Annotated in this window: 7 protein-coding genes and 2 pseudogenes; 3 read left to right on the top strand and 6 right to left on the bottom strand. The window is 53.1% G+C overall.

Translation table 11 applies throughout. The annotated features are described in order from the left end of the window. Positions 1-3: 3 nt before the first annotated feature. On the top strand, positions 4-2,559 hold the full coding sequence (locus ACR0IP_RS14655) for an AMP-binding protein (protein WP_480526360.1): 2,556 nt from the start codon (positions 4-6) through the stop codon (positions 2,557-2,559). Between the two features lie 327 nt (positions 2,560-2,886). Here the strand turns inward: ACR0IP_RS14655 and ACR0IP_RS14660 are convergent. After that, positions 2,887-3,567: pseudogene (locus ACR0IP_RS14660) on the bottom strand (IS6 family transposase). Positions 3,568-4,551: 984 nt separating this feature from the next. Here ACR0IP_RS14660 and ACR0IP_RS14665 point away from each other — a divergent pair. Then, the gene (locus ACR0IP_RS14665) at positions 4,552-4,971 is read left to right on the top strand and encodes a CAP domain-containing protein (RefSeq protein WP_480526362.1); all 420 of its coding nucleotides are present in this window, start codon (positions 4,552-4,554) and stop codon (positions 4,969-4,971) included. Between the two features lie 633 nt (positions 4,972-5,604). On the opposite strand, the gene ACR0IP_RS14670 is transcribed toward ACR0IP_RS14665, so the two are convergent. The 3 genes from ACR0IP_RS14670 to ACR0IP_RS14680 form a co-directional block, all read right to left on the bottom strand. Beyond that, entirely contained in the window at positions 5,605-8,121 is a 2,517-nt protein-coding gene (locus tag ACR0IP_RS14670; RefSeq protein ID WP_480526363.1) for a cation:proton antiporter, read from the bottom strand. A 193-nt stretch (positions 8,122-8,314) separates the two neighbouring features. Continuing rightward, positions 8,315-9,007 (bottom strand): aspartate/glutamate racemase family protein, encoded by a 693-nt coding sequence (locus ACR0IP_RS14675; RefSeq protein ID WP_480526365.1) that lies wholly within the window; start codon positions 9,005-9,007, stop codon positions 8,315-8,317. Positions 9,008-9,277: 270 nt separating this feature from the next. Next, positions 9,278-10,426 carry an aminotransferase class V-fold PLP-dependent enzyme gene (locus ACR0IP_RS14680; RefSeq protein ID WP_480526366.1) on the bottom strand — a complete coding sequence of 383 codons (1,149 nt, stop codon included), beginning with the start codon at positions 10,424-10,426 and terminating at the stop codon, positions 9,278-9,280. 88 nt (positions 10,427-10,514) lie between these two features. Between ACR0IP_RS14680 and ACR0IP_RS14685 the strand changes: the two genes are divergently transcribed. Then, complete coding sequence (locus ACR0IP_RS14685; protein WP_480526368.1) at positions 10,515-11,963, top strand: aminotransferase-like domain-containing protein; 1,449 nt, start codon at positions 10,515-10,517, stop codon at positions 11,961-11,963. A gap of 31 nt (positions 11,964-11,994) precedes the next feature. Here ACR0IP_RS14685 and ACR0IP_RS14690 read toward each other — a convergent pair. Then, positions 11,995-12,567: pseudogene (locus ACR0IP_RS14690) on the bottom strand (site-specific integrase). A gap of 120 nt (positions 12,568-12,687) precedes the next feature. Beyond that, a complete protein-coding gene (locus tag ACR0IP_RS14695) occupies positions 12,688-15,831 on the bottom strand; it encodes an efflux RND transporter permease subunit (RefSeq protein WP_480526370.1) in 3,144 nt (1,047 codons plus the stop codon).

The following is a 15,831-nucleotide window of genomic DNA, read 5'->3' on the forward strand; positions in this document are numbered from 1 at the left end:
GTTTTGCACTCTGAATTTGCAAACCATTTGTGGCAACAAATTAAGGCAGATCCGAAAAAGATATTTTGGCAAGGTCCGGATTACGCACACAGTTATGACGATCTTACGCGTGCAATTTGCGAGCATTGTGGAAGATTCGACAGCATTGGACTGGAGAGCGGTCAACCTTTGGTCATCGTCTCCAACGACGATTGGGTCGCATCCACGTTGTGGATCGCGGCAGTACTTGACGGAAAGGTCCCTTCAATCATTGCCCCGGACTCCAGCGAGGACAGGCTTGTCGGCATCGCTGAATTGATCAAACCGAGTCTGATCGTCGCCGATACTGAGCGCTGCAATCAGCCTTGGGCTGAATCCGACTCGTGGGTTTCATTTTTTACCAACAACCTTCCCAACGCTGAAAAACGAGATCCGTCTTTGAAGCAACCCGAAAGCGGTTTGGCTTATCTATTATTTACGTCGGGTACCACGTCGCAACCCAAAGGCGTGATGCTGACGCACACGAACTTGCAGACTCAGTTGGCCGCAATCTCGCGCGTCTGGGAACTGGAACGCCGATCAAAAATCTTTAATGGTCTTGTAACCTATCATACCGATGGATTGGTCCAGGGGCCGGTATTGACAGCCTTCAATGGAGCAACACTGCTTCGGCCCGATGCATTTTCATTGAACCGGCTAGAACAGGATTTGTGTTGGTTACGTGATAGTCGTGCCACGCATATGATTAGTGCCCCAACGGTGTATGCCTTGATCGACCGACACGCGGCCCGATCAGACTATTTTGATCGTAGTGAGTTTAAAACGATCCTGACGACCTCCGCGCCAATGGCCCCAGATCTTTGGGACAGACTCGAGGAGCGATTCAAAAAACCGATTGTGAATGAATACGGTATGACTGAGACAGTCGCCGCCAGTCACTTTGCTGGACCGCACGCGGAAATGGGTGAACGATATACGATCGGCAAACCGATCGATTGCGAAGCAATAATTGTCGATCCGTCAACTGGAAAAGAACAGCCGCAAGGTGAAGTTGGGGAGTTGTGCTTGCGCGGGCCCTACATCTTTGCCGGATACTTTGGCCGACCAGAAGAAACGGAAAAAGCATTCCGTGGCGAATGGTTCCGCACGGGAGACCTTGCAACCGTAACGCCGCGGGGGAACTTCAGTATTGTTGGACGAATGAGCACAGCGATCAATAGCGGTGGATTTTTGATACGCCCTGAAGAGATTGATGAGGTGCTCTTAAAACACCCGGATGTGCTTGAGGCGCAGACCGTAGGTGTTTCGGACGAAGACTTTGGGGCCTTACCAGTTTCTGCAATTGTCCCTCAGAAGCCTCTGGAACAGTCTGACATTTTGGAGTTTTGTCGAACTAAGCTGGAACGCCAAAAGGTACCCAAGAAAGTTGTTTTTTTGAAAGAGCTTCCGCGTCGAGGATCAGGAAAAGTTGATCTGCCTGCACTGAAAGAAATTTTGCAGAACCAATCGACCATCACCCGTGACATCAATAGCGAGCACGATGCAGTCATCCTGGATATTGCCGCCGAAGTGTTTGGGGCGAAAAAAGGCTCTTTGAACATTTCGTTTGGCCCAGACCAAATAGGGGGGTGGGACAGCTATTCTCACACAGTATTGGTTATGGAAGTTGAAGCCCATTTTGATATTCAGATATCGATGTCTGAAATCAACAGTATTGAAACGCTTCAAGATCTTTCCAATACTGTTGCGAGGCAAGTCAAAGCGCCTGATACAAGTGAGCCCGAGGAACCTCAGGATGGGCCCCTTGAGGTGCTACGTAGTGGAACTGGAGGTATCACTGTGATAGCGATGCCAGATCTTTTCGGGGTTCCGCTTTGGATCAACAAAATCCTCCCCTTTATTGACGATCGTTGCGAAGTTTTGGGCCTTCGACCCAATACAGAAATGTTAAGAGAGCGCGACAACCAATCAATTGCTGAATACGCGCAGGAATGCGCAAGGATCATTCTCGGACATGGAATTTTTCAACCTACTTTGATCGTCGGATACTCATTTGGGGGTTTTTTGTCATACGAAACCGCTAACATCCTAAAGGATGAGTCCCAGAATACCGTCGTGCCTGTGCTGTTAGATTCCGCAGTTCCATCTAGACTGCGTCGAAAACGCTTTTCAGATAAAATCGAGTGGCACGCACGGATTATGGCCTGGCGATTTAGGTCCTTCCGCCGCGTATTCGCGAGTGTTGCTTCGACAAAGGGTGAAGTGTTGGATGAGCCCGGCTTATTCCCTGTTGTGCTATCAAGTCATCCAGCGTCAATACGTGCAACAGTTCGCCAGTTTTACAATGCGCTTTCTAGATACGAGCCCAGCTATTACAAAGGGACAATTTGTCTTCTGCGCGCTACAAAACGACGTTCAATTCTTGGGCCTTCGCCCAATTTGTCTTGGGATGTTTTTGCAAGTGAAATTGATCAGTACGACATCAACGCAGATCATCGCACAATCCTTTTTGACGATGCTTCATGCCAACGCACTGCAACTGAAATCAATAACATAGTTGGTAAACTCACTAAAAAATAAGAAGTTCTTTGTCTCCTTAAAGTTTTGTTTTTCTTATTATTTTTGCCGTTTTCGTGAATTGTGCAGCACGTAGATTATTGACCAAAAAGGTAATCAAATTTCTGGTACCGAGTTCTCAAAAGCAGTTCGGCCAACTGGTAGACTCAACTGCCCACCAATTCGACCGGTGCTATGCCAGAAAAGTGATTGCGACAGAACGAAGACGCCCTTATCGCTCCTCCGCTTCCAAAGGTTGTACGGCTTCTAAAAAGGCCCATACGCCGTAGGCTCCTTGGTTTTGTTGCACAGATCTGAGCCGGTTGAGTTGTTTCAGCGATCGCTTGTGAGTCAAGTGGCGAGCTCAGCGTATTGCTGAAATGGGTAGAGTCCAGGCGTGATTTGACCTTGGCGGATCAAATGCGCCACTTTATTTCCGTCGAGCTTTGCCGTCGCTGAGGCGAAGGCCTTGAACCTCAGCATATGCCGCGTGTGTTTCTTGATGAACCGGTTGTCCTTTTCCACGATATTGTTCGAGTACTTCCGCCTCACCATCTCAATTGGGATCGGGCAGCCAAAGCCTTTGAGCAATTTGTTGATAGCCTTGATGCCGGTGGTGTTGGAACCGCGCTTGTCGATCACAATCTCCCTTGGCAATACGTTGATATCCCACATTCTGGCGAAGAACTTGGTGGCGGCGGATTTGTTGCGACGCCGTGAAAGCATGAATTCAAGGGTCTTGCCCCGCTTGTCGAAAGCTCGATAGAGGTAAACCCATGCGCCTTTAACTTAGGTGTACGTTTCGTCCATTCTTCACGAACGACTATATGGCCCTTTGCGACGACGTGCTGCCTCAGCGATTGCACCAGAATACCGTTTTGCCCATCGGTTTAGAGAGGTATGGACCATTGAAACACGGCACTCGGCCATGATTTCTTCCAGATCCCGGTAAGAGACACTGTATCGGTCATAGATAAACACCGCGAACAGGATCACAGCCTCGGGATGTTGCGTGCCTTCGAAGGAAACCATGAACTGACTATACCGAAAGTCATTCACCCGCAGCATCTGACGTCGTAGACAGCCAAAAGTTTGCAACAGTTCTCGCGCCAAGGGTAAATGGTCGGTAATGGTTTAGCGTTCCACAGTTTGTCACGTCCAACGCGACGCCGATTTTCGATGCATCGCTGCAACGGGACTTTGATAGGTTGGAGGCCATGAAAGGCTCGAAGAAACGCATGCAGAAGTTGATTGGAGCAAGGTTTCATTTTTTGTCACTCCCCAAATTTGGTGAGTAGACTTAAATACAAAACAAACATGTAAATTGGATAGTCGCAGCCGAACAGTGAAACCACCCATCTTACCTGAGCTCTGATTTGTGGGGGGTGTGAGGGGCTGGCCGAGGGGGTCAAAGCCAGCCCCTTTCTCTCACCCTTGAGTGAGTGGTGTTGTCTTCCGGTTGATACCAACTTGGCAGAAACGTTCTCAACCCGAAATTGGGGAAACCCCGTAATGCCCAGAGTTGCGACGAAACGGTTTGTTTCCAAATCGCAAACGGTAAGTTTCACAATGAACCGTGGACACAATTCCGCCATAATGCGACCCTCCGTCAGTGGGCGACATACTTTTATTTTAGAACGTTCTGGTTTTTCCAACTGGATTTGAGGGGGTTAATTGGTTCGGTGTGTCGCCCGACGAACCCCAGCATCAAACACAAATAGCGACATGCAGCTTTCCGTAACGTCAAGGCGTATATCACCTTTTCTTTAATGAAACTGTCACAATTCAAACATTCCGACTGGATAGCGAAAGAATGCGGCGCGTCGAGAATGGGGTTTACGATTTTCAATGAGGGGGTACGAGTTCGGCGCGTCGTACATTAGGCCGCAATAGCCTTGGCCAGCGTATATCTCGTCTCTGAATGGGTACATTTATCGTAGCAAGACCTACGACCAACTATCTTCGTTTGTAGCAAAACAGAGTCGCAACTATTGGAAGAAACCGGGGATGACTGAAATGTTCCGTCTACTGCTAGTCTTGGCGTACCTACTCCCTTCAACCGTCGTGGCCAACACATTGGCGACGGACGCATTGAATTCACTTCGCGAAAGCCAAGGTCTTCACGTCTTGCAATATAGCCAAAAACTGGAGAAAGCTGCGAAATCTCATGCAGAAGACATGGCGAATAGAGGTTTCTTTTCGCACACCGGATCAAACGGGTCTGATGTAGGAAGGCGAGTTCTCGGGGCAGGCTACAAATGGTGTTTCGTTGCCGAAAACATCGCAAGGGGGCAGCAAGGGTTGGAAGCAGTCGTGTCGGCTTGGGCTCGATCACCCGGACATCGATCGAACATGCTCTCTCGCGAGGCAACGGAATTCGCGCTCTACGAAGCCGCGGATCGAACTTGGGTAATGGTTTTGGCCGCCCCTTGCTAGTAGTTTCACGCAGGATCAGCGGGTCCGTTGAAACAATGGTGACGACCGATCCCTTTGTTCGACACGGCCCAATCAAACCCGCTGAGCATCTTATCTTCCCAATCTCAATTTAAACCCAGCCCCAGCCGAGTGACATCTACAGCGACACTGGATCTTACCAATCAGAGCGACAATCTTGGGAATTCAGGTCTATTGGTTCGCTATGTGTAAGGCGTTAAGATGCGTCGCAAACTTTGAGGTCTAGTTGACGAGCCTGCGTGATCTGAGGTTTGTACTAGTCGCGTAATTTTCGAACAAGTTGTTTAACCATGATCTCGTTAAAGGGCTTTCATTTCTCCAAGCATGCGGTTTTGTACGCTGTTTAATTCTTTCAAATGCACAAGCTGTCCTATCGTGATTTGGAAGAGATCATGGAGGAGCGCGATGTGCGACTTAACCATGCCACATCGAATAGGTGGATTGTGAAATACTCGCCGATCGTCGCAGCTCGCGCGCAATCAAAAAAGCGTCCAACGCTGAGTTCATAGTGCATGGACGAGACCTATGACCGAAGCCGACTGATGCCTCGCGAAACAATACTATTGTTTTGCAGGTCCTTTCAGATTGGTTCTCTTTAGAGAAATTGAGCCGTGTTCAAGAGGTAGTTGAAGGTTCATCCAGGTCCAACACTGCTGGGTCGATCATACGCTTGGCAGCACTCATTTCGACCGACTTCCGCATGGCCTTGCTTCGCCGCAGCAAGCGCCGGAAACTTGCTTCGTCAAGCATAAGCAGTGTCGAGGGTGCCAGCGCTCGCGCATTTACCCGACGGGGCCGTTTCATGAGCATGGCCAATTGCCCAAACATTTCGCCACGACCTAAACGTGTGGTGTGTCTGCCGAACTCCACTTCGACGGCTCCAGAAGCGATGAAAAACACACTCCGGGTCAATTCATCTTTGGAAAGGATCGTGTCACCCGCGTTGGCGTAGTGGGTACGCAGCGCTCTACTGAGTTTTCGCAGTGAAGCTTTGTCGAGATCAGAGAATAGTGGAAACTGCCTGACCAGATCCCGCCCCTTCAGGGCGATGTCAAGTACAGGACGCCCTTCCGACAAAGCACGTCGTGCCGCCACTTCCTGCATCAACACTGAATAAAGCTCTTCGCCTACCAGGCCATCCTCGCGCATGACCGCGTATTCTCGCTCCTCCAGTCGCAATGCTGTCCTTCGGATGAACCGCCGCTCCAGCTTTTCCGCATAACCTGGATATTGGAGCCGCAATCCTTCAAGCGCTGTCTCAACCGCCTCGGATCGGCGCTCCAACAGGTCGTCTAGCAGCTCCGCAACCCGGCGACCGTGGATCCGGCGTATGCGACCACGGACAAACCCATCGAGATCTCGAAGGATCAGACGTTGCATGAGCAGTCTTTCGAACCTGTCCGCTGTTATACGAGTGAGCGGAAACGAGATTCGTAGGCGGTTGTGCAGGAAAACGGCGATCCGAAAAGACTTGCCATAGACGACAGATCGATTGGACGCGCGCTGATAGCCGATCCGACCACCGGTCCTTGCGCCTTCAATGAGCCGATCAGCATCGGACAGAATTTTTTCGCTGAGAACGGATGACATGGTACGCTCTCGCATTCGGGCCAATACTGAATCCCGCTCTGCACCGGCTAACGCAATAAGGCCAAGCGTGATCCTGTCGCGATCAAGGATCTCCGCGCTGTCCTCGGCGGCCTTTACAGCCTCGTCGAGGCGTTCGCTAAATTGTTTGGCTTCGTTTCTTACAATTTGGTGGGTCAGGTCATAGTTTTCCGCGGTGCGGGACACATCCTCGCGGACTGATTGCAAGGCGACCGCGACCACCTGGCGCGACAATGCCGTATCAAGCGGAGTGAGTTTGTCGAGCCCTAGCTTTGTGATCACCGTTCGCAAGGTTGTCCCTTGGACAATCAGTGTAAACAGCGTAAAGCCAGTGGCCAAAATACCGACCAGACGCTTGGTTTCGAGCGGCACTTGAGTGCTTTCAGTGACTGCCAGCGCCAATGCCAAAGTCACAGCGCCCCGCAGCCCACCCCAAAGCATTGCGGTGCGATAGGGGCGTTCCACAACTGGCGACAGACCGATTGTCGTGAGCAAGGGCAACAAGCCGAACAGAACCGCCGCCCGCGCCAGTGTTGCAGCAAGAACCACCACTGCCAGCAGGCCAAAGTCAGATGGCTGCACCCCTTCCAAAAGTCGCGGTATCAACAATGCTGCAAGAATAAAGATCAGCGCTCCGGCCCAGTGCGCCAGGAGATCCCATACTTCTTGCAGATTTGTCCAAGCGACTGGGGACAAACGACCGGGGCCGGTGAGGTTGAGCGTTAGTCCTGTGACCACCACTGCGATAACACCCGAAGCCCCGACGCTTTGTTCCGCAACGATATAGGCGAGGTAGGGCAGCGCGACAGAAATTGAAATTTGCGCCTTGTCCCAACGGTCTACGAAAGCCATCATCCAAACCGCCATACGCGCCATAAGCCAACCAGTGAGTGCGCCACCGGCGATCAACAGCGGAAACTGCCCCACGGCTTCACTTAGTGATGGATCAGGTCTGCCGAGCATCACAAAGCTCATGAATAGCCCGAAAAGAGCAATCGCGGCAGCATCGTTCAGGAGGCTTTCTCCCTCAATTATTCGCGACAACCTGCGTGGTGCGGAGATTGACCTAAAAATGCTGACAACCGCCGAGGGATCCGTTGTCGATACGATAGCACCAATCAACAGGCAGGCGACCAGCGGTAGCGCACTTACCCAACTGAGCGCATAGCCAATAGAGAGGGTAGCCACAATCACCGCGACAACGGCCATCATCAGGATGGGCATCCAGTCATCCAGCATCCTGCGCAGGTTCATGCCAAGTGTCGCCTGGAAGAGCAACGTTGGCAGGAAAACATAGAGGAAGACGTCCGACCGGATCGGCAAATCAATAATCGCCTGCGCTCCCGGGTTCAATGCATCCGTCAAGTCAGTGTTGAGAAAGAACGTTGCGCCAAGTCCGATCACTATCCCCAGGACCGCTAGGATAACGCTGTAAGGCAGGCGCATACGTGCAGCCAATGGTTCCGCCACGCCGATTACAACAAAAAAAGAAGTGATGATGGTCGTAATGACGACAATATCCATTACTACGTATTACCTGAGAACTCGAACTAATGGAATCCACTCTTAAACCCTGATCGACCACGTGGAATCGATTTGTGTACTCACACTTGGCCAGAGTTTGCAGTAGGAACGAATGCCAGGACCGAAGGGCCGCAGTGCCACACCAGCGCGGCGAGTGAACGGCTGGAAAGGGCCGATCCCGCATAAGCAATGTTCAAGGATCCATCGCTCGATCGAATGCAATTTTGCAGTGGATCAGAGTTGTATCGAAGACTGGAACCGGAACGTTGTAAGAATTGAGCAGAATACCCACTTCCGTGCATCCAAGGATCAGAGAGTCCGCACCGGCTTCTACCAGGCGTGAAGCGATCTCGACATAGGTGCTGCGGCTGGCCTCGGTCGTGATATCTTTGCAAAGCTCGTCATAGATGATCCGGTGCGTCTCAGCGCGGTCATCATCGTTTGGAACAAGCGGTTCCAACCCAGCCGCTCTCAGACGATCTGTGTAAAACTCCTGCTCCATCGTGAACGCTGTGGCCATTAGCCCAGGGCGTTGAAGTCCGGCAGCCTGTATTGCTTTGGCGGTGGCGTCAGCAATATGGATCAGGGGAATGCCGACACCTTCCATCATCCGATCGGCCAGCTTGTGCATGGTGTTCGTGGCCAGGATCAAAAGATCTGCTCCACCCCGTTCCAGCGCCTTAGCTTCGCGGTTTAGGATGTCTCCGGCGGCGTCCCAAGCACCCTTGGCCTGTAGCGCTTCGATCTCTGCAAAGTCTAACGACCTGATCAACAACTGTGGCGAATGAAGTCCTCCGAGTCTTTCGCGGGTGAGATCACAAAGCTCACGGTAGTAGAGTTGCGTCGATGCCGCTGACATTCCTCCTAAGATGCCAATAGTTTTCATCGTCGATCTTCCTCAGTCATTTGGTCTTCTAGGCAAAGGAGGTCGGTTTGACCTTAAAGCGTCCTCAACCGAGTTCGTTCCGTCTTGTGTTCCGCGATCTGCGAGAACCCCATCTACAAACCCGATTTGTCCGGAAACATAGAGGGTTTCATCCGGGCTCAAATGCATCGCAACGCAATTGGCCACAGCGGCGACGGCATCGCGCAGTTGAATGCCAATGTCTTTCAAGCGTTGATTGATCGACATGCGATATCGATCAGATGCTCGTCTCTATTGGAAAACGGATTTCAGGGTTTCGGACAGTCTGTCGAGGTCGTTGACCGTGACATGCAGGTATGGGGCAAATCTCAAGGAACTGCCGCGGCGGCTGACATAGACATTGCGCTCGGCCAGGCTAGGGAGGAGCGACTCTGGAATGCCGCCTTCAAGGCCCGCGCCGAGGATGTTAGGACTCCGAACCTCTTTGGGGACTGGAAGAAAGCCGAAGGGCTCTAGGATCGCCGCGATGCTGTCATTGATGCCTTCAAGGGTCTTAGCGATGTTCATGACGCCCCAGTTGGCAATCTGTTCCAAAGCCACAACTCCACCGGGCAGGATCGATGGAATATTCTTCTGCCCCATCTCGAACCGGCGGGCCCCGACTTGGTATTGATCGTTGTACTGGACGAGGTTCTCAAACATCTCGGCATCGGCTCGGCTGAGCCAGGTCTCTTCCAGCGGGCGAGCATCATGCCACTTGGGATCTGCATAGAAGAGGCTGAGGCCATAAGGGCAGAGCAGCCATTTGTACCCAGCGGAGATCAGGAAGTCAGGTTTCAAGGAAGCGATGTCGATTGGCTTTGCCCCCAAGGACTGCGTGACTTCGAGGATGAAGTAAGATCCTACGGACCGGGCAGCCTCAGCGATCTTGTCGAGGTCCAACAAAGCGCCGTTTGTCCAATGGCAGTTGGGAATGGCGACGAGCTTGGTCCGCGGCGTGATGCGATCCAGCACGGCTTGGGTCCAACCGAAGTCCTCAGGCGTTGGTACGACGACAAAATGGGCCCCGGTTTCTTGACCCAGCCGCTGCCATGGGAGGTAGTTGGACGGGAACGCCTCGTCCAAGACGATGATCTCATCCTGATCTGATAGGCGCTCTTCTAGGATTCGAGCCGCTGTTGACGATCCGTAGCTGGCGGACGGCGTAACGGCAAAATTGTCTGCGCTGACGCCAAACGCTTTGGATGCTGCCGTGCGGAAAGCCTCGGCGTCCTCAAAGAAGTGGTTGGGCGTGCGTTCCCAAGGGTGACATTTGGAAAGGGCCCCTTCGACCAAGGCGTCACCGGCTTTCTTCAGCAGCGGTGCATTGTAGGAACAGTTGAAATACGCGAGATCCGGAGGAATATCGAACAGGTGTCTTTGTGACGGGATTGTCGCCATTTCGCGTCGCCTCTTTGGAAAAATAATATAGAACAAATTCCTGATTGTATCACATCGTGTGGTCAATAGTTTCATTGTATATAAGGCAATGATTTTCTTCTCATACCTGAAGCGTCCTTGTGAAACCTCAGTTATTCAGTACAATCTCTATATTGTTCAAAAAGCGGATCGCCCCATGCGAGCAAAGTACAAAGACGTAGCTGCCGACCTGGCCCGAGATATCCGAAGTGGGACGCTGAAGCCGGGAGATCGCTTGCCGACACATAGGGAACTCGCACATCGCCACGGATTGTCGTTGGGGACCGCAACGAAGGTGTTTTCGGAGATGGAGGCCATGGGGCTGACAATCGGCGAGGTTGGTCGAGGAACATTCGTCCGCATGAACGCCGACGCGCGTGCGATGGAGTTTTCATACGAGACTCCGAGTGAAGCGGTGGTGGACTTCAGCAAAAACCACCTGGTTCTGCCCGAGCAGGACGGCATCTTCCAAACTGCGATTGCAAAAGTACTGGCCGATCCTGGCTGTGATGTACTCGATTACCGGAACAATCCGGGGTCCGAGTATGACCGTCTAACGGCTTGGCGATGGCTGAACGAAGACCGCGACACTCCAATCGACAGCCATGAGGCAATCACCATATGCAGCGGCGGACAGCACGCATTGATGCTCGCCCTAATGGCAACCTGCCGTCCTGGACAAGTCGTGGCCGTCGAGCGTTTGACCTATCCGATGGTGCGTCTGGCTTGCGAGATGCTCCGCCTTGACGTGGTAGAAGTGGACGCCGACAGCGAAGGGATCATCCCAGAGAGCTTTGCTCGGCTGTGCCAAAAGCACGATGTCTCAGCACTTTTCAGTATCCCCAACGTACAAAACCCGACTTCGACCACGCTGCCGATGGAACGCCGTTCAGAAATCGTGAATATCGCCAAGTCGAATGATGTCATGGTTATCGAAGACGACGCCTATGGCTTCCTGCTCGAACAGCCGCCAACGTCATTCGCTGAACTTGCCCCAGATCGCACGCTTTACATCCGAACGCTCTCCAAAAGTTGGGCTCCTGGCCTGCGAGTGTGCTACCTCGTATCGCCAGAAAATTACAGATATGCAGCGGACCGAGCCCAGCGTGCCTCCGTTTGGATGAACGCGCCACTCATGGCTTCAGTTGCGTCTGAGATCATTACATCTGGTCAATACGATCTGGTTGTCAGTGCCAAGCGTAAAGAGGTCTTCAAACGCCAAGCGATTTTACGTCGCGTCCTAGACGGCATGGACGTCATCACCCAACCGCAAAGCATGCATGTGCTGTTGCCGCTCCCGTCCAATGCCCGGAAAGATTGGGTGGTCGAAGCTTTGGCTGATGCAAATGTATTGGTGTCCGCCGCCTCTCAGTTCGCGGCAAAGGGCGAACGCTCGGGGCTACAAAATGGGCTCCGGCTTTCTATCGGCGCTCCTCGCAGTCGAGCGACTATGGAAAACGCCCTGACGACTCTTCGGTCAGTGGTAGAGTCTTCTCGGAAAAAAAGGGCTTGGCGTTAAGCTAAAATTCAGCGTTGGCAACCGAGTATTATTAGATCTCAATGGCTTCTGCGATGGCCAGGGCGTCCTCGAGTACGACGCCAATACAACGGATTGTGCTCTCCATCTTGGTACGGCCAAGCAAGAACTGAAAGGATCTGAGGTTGCCAGTTTTCTTGTAGATCTGGGTTACTGTTGTACGCCTCATTGAATGAGTTCCGTAGGCGCTTGCCTCGAGACCAATTGATGTGACCCAGTCTCTTGCAAGCCGTGCGTATTGACGCGTCGACAGGAGCAATCGTTCGTGAAGCCGACCGGGCCAAAGGTATTCTGGCCCGACCATGAGTTCGTCTTCCATCTATTTCGCAATAGCGGTGCAGGTTCCCTCGGATATTTCGAAGCGAACAGGATTCTGTGTGTTGCTTTGCAGTACAGAAGCCCGTTCCGTGATTTGACCCGATGCCACGAAACCGGCCACCTTCATCTTCTCCAGAGTGCAGCTGCAGAGCTTACTGTCGATTGCCGTGTTGAAGAGTGCAATATCGCGATGGTTTTCGCCATGCTCAAGGCAAGCTTGTATCGCTTTGACATGTTTTGCTTTAAGAGTGCGTTTTTGACCTACAATACGCCCTTTGTTCCAAGCTGGTCAAAGTCCGGCGCGCGGCCCATGGCAGACCTTTAACTTTGCTTCGAAAACCGACGGTTTTGAAACACACCAAGTCGGAACGAGAAGTAGTCTCAATCCTCATTCTGCCACAAGCGCGACAATTCCTTCTCTAGGCTGGGGAGGTTGGTTCTTCGCCTCAAGCGGCTTGTCGAGCTTGCCACGATACACCAATGCGAAAACGGGCGGCGTAAAATAAAAAGATACGACGGTCGACAACAGCACCCCTCCGGCGATGGCTACCGCGAATGGTGGCCAAAATGCTCCACCACCTATGATTAGGGGTAGGAACCCGCCAAAGGTTGTAACCGTTGTCGAGATGATATGCCGACTTGAACCGGACACAACACGCGCCATAGCTGCTCGGTCGCCTTGGCTTGCGTCAACGTCTTGTTGCAACCCAGTCAGAATTATGATCGCCGCGTTGATCGAAACTCCAATCGAGCCGATAACTCCGATGATCGCCGTTATTCCGAACGGGAATTGCATAACGGCCAGCGACAGCATGGAAAGGCCTGCAGACAACACGCACACGACCAAGGTCACGAGGGTTAGTCGGAACGAATTGAAGGTTAGTACAATGGTCGCGATGGAGAGTGTGACAATCAAACCAACAGAGGCAAGCAGATTGCCTACAGTATTGGATCGGGCATCACTGTCACCGCCCAAGGACATAGAATAGCCTTGTGGTAACACAAATCCGGACGCATCAAGCGCCTCTAGTACGTCCTGCAACGCCTCTTCGGGTAAAACACCGGGGACGATAAACGCTTGGATAGTGTTTTCGCGCACGCCATCCGTTCGGGTTATAACGCTCTCCGCTGGTTCGATCACCGGTGTGGCCAGTTCAGACAGCGGCACAGCAGGGAAAACACTAGTGGCGGATATGGCGGCGGCATTGGGCAGCAGGATGGGCATACTGACAATGGCGCTTAGGTCTGATCGCACCTCGTCACCAAGACGAACTCGCACCGGCAACTGTTCAGTCCCTTCGATCAGTGATCCTCCGGTGACGCCAACAAGTGCCGTGTCCAACTGACCGGCTATGTCGGCCACGTCCAATCCCAGCAGACGGGCTTTGACCTCATCAATCTCGAACCGGATTTGAGGATTGCCGCCGTTCACGCTGGCGCGCGCCTGCGTCACCAGGTCGAGATTGGCCATAACTGAACGCACCTCGTCGCCCAGATCGCGCAAAACCGTGATGTCCTGCCCCTGAATTTTTACTTCAACTGGTGCGTCGACCGGAGGGCCCTGCACGAGACTACGAATGATGATCTGCGCGTCAGGAAAGTCGGTATCCAAACGACCCTGCAGGGCTCCGACAAGGCGGGCTGCGTCGTCGGCCGTGTCGGTCGTGATCATGGCCTGTGCAAAACCGGGCTCGCGTGAACGGTTGCCAACGATGTTGTAGTAGAATGCAGGGCCGGATTCTCCGACTGTCCAGTAGACACTTTTGACCCCATCATCTGCCAGCAGCATCTCATCGATCTGGCGGGCGGTTGCTTCGGTGGTGGCAATTGATGTTCCACCCGGCATGTCGACCTCGATATAGAATTGGTTGCGGTCGACGCCCGGGAAGAATTGCGCGGTCAGCGTTGGAAAGGCCGCAAAGCCAAGCACGGGCAAGACCAGTGCCAACGCGATGGATCGCACCGGATTAGTGACTGACAATCGAATTGAGGCCTCGAACATTCGGGCAAGCGGCGGGATGCTGATACCGCGGCTCAGCATTCCTGCGTCGGGGCGGTCGGACAGTACCCAGCCCGCAATCGCGGGGGTCACCGTCAAAGCGACAACTAGTGACCAGACAAGCATAAGCACCACGGCGATAGCGATAGCACCAACAAAGTCGCCGGCGGGGCCAGGCAGCAAGATCATCGGCGTGAAGGCGAGCGCCGTTGTTACAGTCGACGCCAGCAGAGGCGCAGCCAACCGGCGAACAGCATCTCGCACGGCTGAAAGTCTCTCCATCCCATCCTGCAAACGACGACGAATTTCATCCGTCATCACGATGGCTGCGTCAACGAGCAGACCGAGGGCAACAATCAGGCCAGTCACGGACATCTGGTGAATTGGCAATCCAATCATGTTCATAGTCGCAAGAGTTGCCAATGAGACAACCGGCAATACCAAGGCCACAATCGCAGCTGCACGAACGCCCAACGTAACAAACAAGACTGCCACGACTAGAGCCACACCAATGGCCATGTTGATCCCAACCTCTGACAAACGATCCGTCGTGTACTGGCTTTGATCAAACAGCAGTATTTCCTGCATGCCCAAAGGCACTGATGCGGCGCCGGCCTCAAGCTCATCCCGTAGAAAGCCTGTCCAGCGGTCGATCTGCACGCCGTCCTGCGCCAGAATCCCCACCAAAACGGAGGGCTTTCCGTTTGCAAATGCGATTGAGGACTGCGGTTCGCGTGCGCCCCGGTCTACGCTGGCAATATCTCCGAGTTGCACCACTGCACCGTCTGCGTTTTCACGCAGGACGATGCTCCGAATGCGATCCAAACTCTCAATTTCTCCGCTGACGCCTATGGTCAGGTCGACATCGGATTGCAGCCGCCCAGACTGAACCTTTCCGTCTGCTTCGGCGATCCGCTGGGAAATCTCAGCGGCGCCAAGCCCAAGCGCAGCGGCTTTGTCCATATCGACACTTACGAGCACCTCTTCTTCCGGCTGACCGAAATAGTCGACGGCTCGTGTCGCAGGTATCGCGCGCAATCTGTCACTCAGTGCTTCGGCATGACGAGACAGCAAAGTTAACGGGAAGTCAGGGTCCTCGGCCGCGACTGCAATGACAGCGGAATAGGCAGCAATACCCTCGGCATCAAACTCTGGCGGCAAAACTCCTGCCGGGAAGTTCTGGCGCGCATCCTCAACGGCGTCCCGAGCCTCGGCCCAAACCTGCTCAATGGTGGCTTCGTCTAGTGTTTCCAGCAATTCAACAGAAACGACCGACACGCCCGAGCGGGAGACTGAACTGATCTCATCCACCTCGGCGATCTTTCGCAGCTCTTCTTCGATTTCTGCGGTCACCAATGCTTCGACCCGTTCGGGGTCTGCGCCCGGAAACTGCGTGGTTACAGTTGCGAAGAGATTGGTGATCGTGGGGTCTTCCTGTCGCCCAAGCGATAGGAACGAAGACAGGCCTGCAGATACAAGCACCAAAATGATCAGGGCAACCAGCCGGGGATGGCGAAAGGTAAGGGTTTCCAT

It is taken from the genome of Ruegeria sp. AL11 (assembly GCF_056540865.1).